The sequence below is a fragment of the Mesorhizobium sp. M7A.F.Ca.US.006.04.2.1 genome, from assembly GCF_004022915.1.
GTDB classification, from domain to species: domain Bacteria; phylum Pseudomonadota; class Alphaproteobacteria; order Rhizobiales; family Rhizobiaceae; genus Mesorhizobium; species Mesorhizobium ciceri.
This window is the reverse complement of record NZ_RZQA01000642.1, coordinates 1-3789: the sequence shown is the minus strand read 5'-3', so window position 1 is coordinate 3789 and position 3789 is coordinate 1. Positions and strand designations below refer to the sequence as shown.

At 61.8% G+C, this 3789-nt stretch carries 4 protein-coding genes and 1 pseudogene; 3 read left to right on the top strand and 2 right to left on the bottom strand.

Annotation, left to right across the window (positions count from 1 at the left end; translation table 11 throughout):
• A pseudogene (locus EN925_RS27110) lies at positions 1-538 on the bottom strand (homoserine dehydrogenase); the annotation flags it as partial.
• Positions 539-876: 338 nt separating this feature from the next.
• On the opposite strand from EN925_RS27110, the gene EN925_RS27105 reads away from it, so the two are divergent.
• The 3 genes from EN925_RS27105 to EN925_RS27095 all read left to right on the top strand — a co-directional run bounded on the left by EN925_RS27105 (position 877) and on the right by EN925_RS27095 (position 3171).
• The gene (locus EN925_RS27105) at positions 877-2283 is read left to right on the top strand and encodes a PTS sugar transporter subunit IIC (RefSeq protein WP_013530221.1); all 1407 of its coding nucleotides are present in this window, start codon (positions 877-879) and stop codon (positions 2281-2283) included.
• A gap of 119 nt (positions 2284-2402) precedes the next feature.
• Positions 2403-2864 (top strand): PTS sugar transporter subunit IIA, encoded by a 462-nt coding sequence (locus EN925_RS27100; protein ID WP_127267974.1) that lies wholly within the window; start codon positions 2403-2405, stop codon positions 2862-2864.
• Between the two features lie 19 nt (positions 2865-2883).
• Positions 2884-3171, top strand: coding sequence for a PTS sugar transporter subunit IIB (locus EN925_RS27095; RefSeq protein WP_023809203.1), 288 nt, complete (start codon positions 2884-2886; stop codon positions 3169-3171).
• A 33-nt stretch (positions 3172-3204) separates the two neighbouring features.
• On the opposite strand, the gene EN925_RS27090 is transcribed toward EN925_RS27095, so the two are convergent.
• A partial coding sequence (locus tag EN925_RS27090; protein WP_164894415.1) for a multicopper oxidase domain-containing protein occupies positions 3205-3789 on the bottom strand: 585 nt, incomplete at its 5' end.

Sequence of the window (3789 nt, the reverse complement as noted above, 5' to 3'; positions counted from 1 at the left end):
GCGCCGACGCAAACTCGATCAGTTCCATGCAGCTCGACGGCTCGTCGCCCGCACCCACCGAATAGACGACGCCAAGCCGGTCGGCCTGCTGCTTGAGATAGCAGCCGATGGTGACGTCGGCCTCGACGTTCATCATCACCAGATGCTTGCCGTGCTCCATCGCCATGAGGTCGAAATCGGCGGCGACGCCCGGCTTGCCGGTGGCGTCGATGACGACGTCGATCAGCGGATTGGTGACCAGCATCTCGTTGGATGTGACGGCGATTTTTCCCGCCTCGATTGCCGCGGTGACTTTCGAGGCGGTGTCGGCTTCGACCGCCATGGCTTCGTCGCCATAGGCGATACGGATAGCGTCGCGCGCGGTGTGCGGGCGGCGCGTCGAGACGGCGCAGACCGAAATGCCCGGCATCAGCATGCCCTGCGTGACCAGATCGGTGCCCATTTCGCCCGAACCGATGACACCGATGCGCACCGGGCGGTTCTCGGCGGCACGCTTGGCGAGATCACGGGCAAGCCCGGTCAGGGCGACGTTGGTCATGCAGGAATGTCCACAGCTTCGTGATTTGGGGTCGGATAGCAGGGAATGGGTTCTATTTGCCAACGAAACCCGGTCGCGACCGGCAATTTCCCACGAAATCGTCTCGGAAGGCACGTCCGCCGGGGCTCGATTCGCCGAAGCCCAACAATTGACATTGCAGCGGACAACCCCAATAAAACATTCGTTTGTCAACAAAGGCAAATGTTCACCGACGCGACAGTCGGGAAGCATTCGCCTCTGGGCAAATTGGGGAGTGTCTTTGCGCCACGGCGTCAAAGGCTGGATGGAGCATCATTGCGAGGCGTCGAGCGAAGGCTCGCGGCTCCAGGGGAGGAAAAATGGATACTGTTCTCGCGGGCCTAAAAGGGGCCATCGATACGCTTGGCCCGACGATCCTGCTGCCAATTGTCATTTTCGTCATCGCCGTGGTTCTGGGCGCCAAGGTCAGCAAGGCTTTTCGCGCCGCCGTCACCATCGGCGTCGCCTTCATCGGCATCAATCTGGTGCTTGGCCTCATGTTCACGTCGATTGGCGACGTCGCCAAGGCCATCGTCACCAACACCGGCATCCATCGCGACATCATCGATGTCGGCTGGCCCTCCGCGGCCGCGATCGCCTTCGGCTCATCGGTCGGCCTTTGGGTCATTCCGGTCGGCATCCTCGTCAACATCGTGCTGTTGCTGACACGCATGACGCGCACGCTCAATGTCGACGTCTGGAATTTCTGGCACTTCGCCTTTGTCGGCTCGCTGGTCGTCGCCGCAACCGACAATCTGGCCTATGGCATCGCGGTCGCAGCACTTGTCGCAGCACTCTCGCTGCTGTTCGCCGACTGGTCGGCGCGCGCGGTACAGCAGTTCTACGGGGTACCCGGCATTTCCGTGCCGCATCTCGCCTCGGCGCAGATCCTGCCGATCGCCATTGTGCTCAACTGGATCATGGACCGCATTCCCGGGATCAACCGCATCAACATCAACACCGATACGATCGAGCGCAGGTTCGGCGTGTTCGGCGAACCTGTCGTGATGGGCCTCATTATCGGCCTCGTGCTTGGTGCGATCGCCTTCTACAATGCGGGTGATCTCAGCGTGGTGCTGGCCAAGGTTCTGGGCACCGGCATGACGCTGGCCGCGGTCATGCTGCTGCTGCCGCGCATGGTCAAGATCCTGATGGAAGGCCTGCTGCCGGTTTCCGACGCAGCCCAGGCATTCGTGCGCAAGCGCACGGGCGATCGCGAGCTTCTTGTTGGCCTCGATTCCGCGATCCTGATCGGCCATCCGGCCGCGATCTCGTCGTCGCTGATCCTGGTGCCGATCGCGATCATCCTGTCCATCATCCTGCCGGGCAACCGCGTCATCCTGTTCGCCGACCTTGCGGTCATTCCCTTCATCGTCGCCATGACCGCGCCGCTGGTCAAAGGCAACGTGTTCCGCATGGTGGTGATCGGCACGGTGACGCTGGCCATCGGCTTCTACGTCGCCAACGCGCTGGCGCCGCTGTTCACAAGTGCTGCCGTCGCATCGGGCTTCAAGCTGCCGGCGGATGCGCTGCAGATCACCTCGGTGGTCGACGGCTTCCTGTGGGTGCCTTACGTGGTCATCGAGGCGATCCAGGGGCTTGGACTTGTCGGCATCATCGTGATCGCGGTGGTCATCGCGGCATTGTTTGTCCTCTACCGCCGCAATCCGCTCGGCTGGGAGCGGGCCGCGGGCGCCGAAGACGAGCCGGCCGAAGAGACGGCCTGAACCTGATAGGGTCCACCCTTCAAACCGATCGTACGCCCTCCTCGGGGCGCCCGATTTCATCGACGGAGCCCGATCGTGCGCCCTCCTCGGGGCGCACGATTTCATCGACGGAGCAAAGAATGTCCGACGGCCTCATGCAGCTTCTGGATCCCGACGCGATCGTGCTCGGATCCGATGCCTCGACCAATGAGGAGATCATCCGCATCCTGGCGGGCCGGCTGGAGAGACTTGGCTATGTCAAAAGCTCCTATGCCGACGCGGTCGTGCGCCGCGAATTGACCATCCCGACCGGACTGCCGCTGGAACGCTCCGACAATGTCGCGGTGCCGCACACCGATCCGGAGCATGTGCTGAAGCCTGGCATCGCGATGGGCACATTGAAGCAACCAGTGACCTTCGCCAACATGGAGGATCCCGACGAGATGCTGCCGGTCGGCTTCGTTTTCCTGCTTGCCATCAACGACAAGGACAAGCAGATTGAGGCGCTGCAGGCCGTCATGGCCACCATCCAGAACCCGCAAGCCTTGGATGATTTGAGGTCGGCCAGAACCCTCGAAGACGTGCGAGCCGTACTCGGCTGATAACCAAGGAGAAGCAGAGATGTCCAGACAGAAAACCATTCTCTTCGCCTGCGGCACGGGCATCGCCACCTCGACCGCGGTCAACGTCGCCGTCACCGAGGAAATGAAGAAACGCGGCCTCACCTTCAATGCCCAGCAGGCAAAGGCCACCGAAGTGCCCGGACTGGCCGACAATGTCGACTTCATCGTCGCAACCACCCCGATCTCCGCTTCGGTGACCAAGCCGGTCATCAAGGGCCTCGCCTTCCTCACCGGCATCGGCAAGGACAAAGTGCTCGACGAGATCGAGGCTCAATTGCGCAAGTGACGGTCCAGACGCCACGCGCAGGCTGACGCGGCTTCACACCACCCTGACGTAGCTCGTCATTCCCGATTTCTGGTGCTCGATGATGTGGCAGTGCAGCAGCCAGTCGCCGGGATTATCGGCGACGAAACCGAGCTGAACCTTCTCGTTGGGCTGGATGAGATAGGTGTCGGAAATGACAGGCTGAACCTGGCGCGTCGAGGACGACAGCACCTTGAAGCTCATGCCGTGCAGATGCATAGGATGGGATTGCGGCGTCAGGTTCTCCATGTCGATGACATAGCTTTGGCCAAGCTTCAGTTCGGCCAGAGGCGCGGTCGGATCCTTGGTGTCGCCGGGCCACGGCACTTTGTTGATGGCCCAGAAACTGTAGCCAAGCGAGCCGCAGATGCCATCGCTCGGGACGTTTTCCGCCGTGGCGCTGAGCGCCAGGGAAATATGCCTGGCACTGGCGAGATCCACTTCCGCCACCGGATTGAGCTCCAGTGGAGCAAGATCCCGAATGTCCCGTTTGAGGGAGTTTCCTGTCGCGCGCAGGGTTGCCAGGATTTTTGGCTTGGTGCCTCTGACGTCCCTCAAGCTGACGATCGCGCCTTCCTCGTCGGGCATGCGTATGGCCTG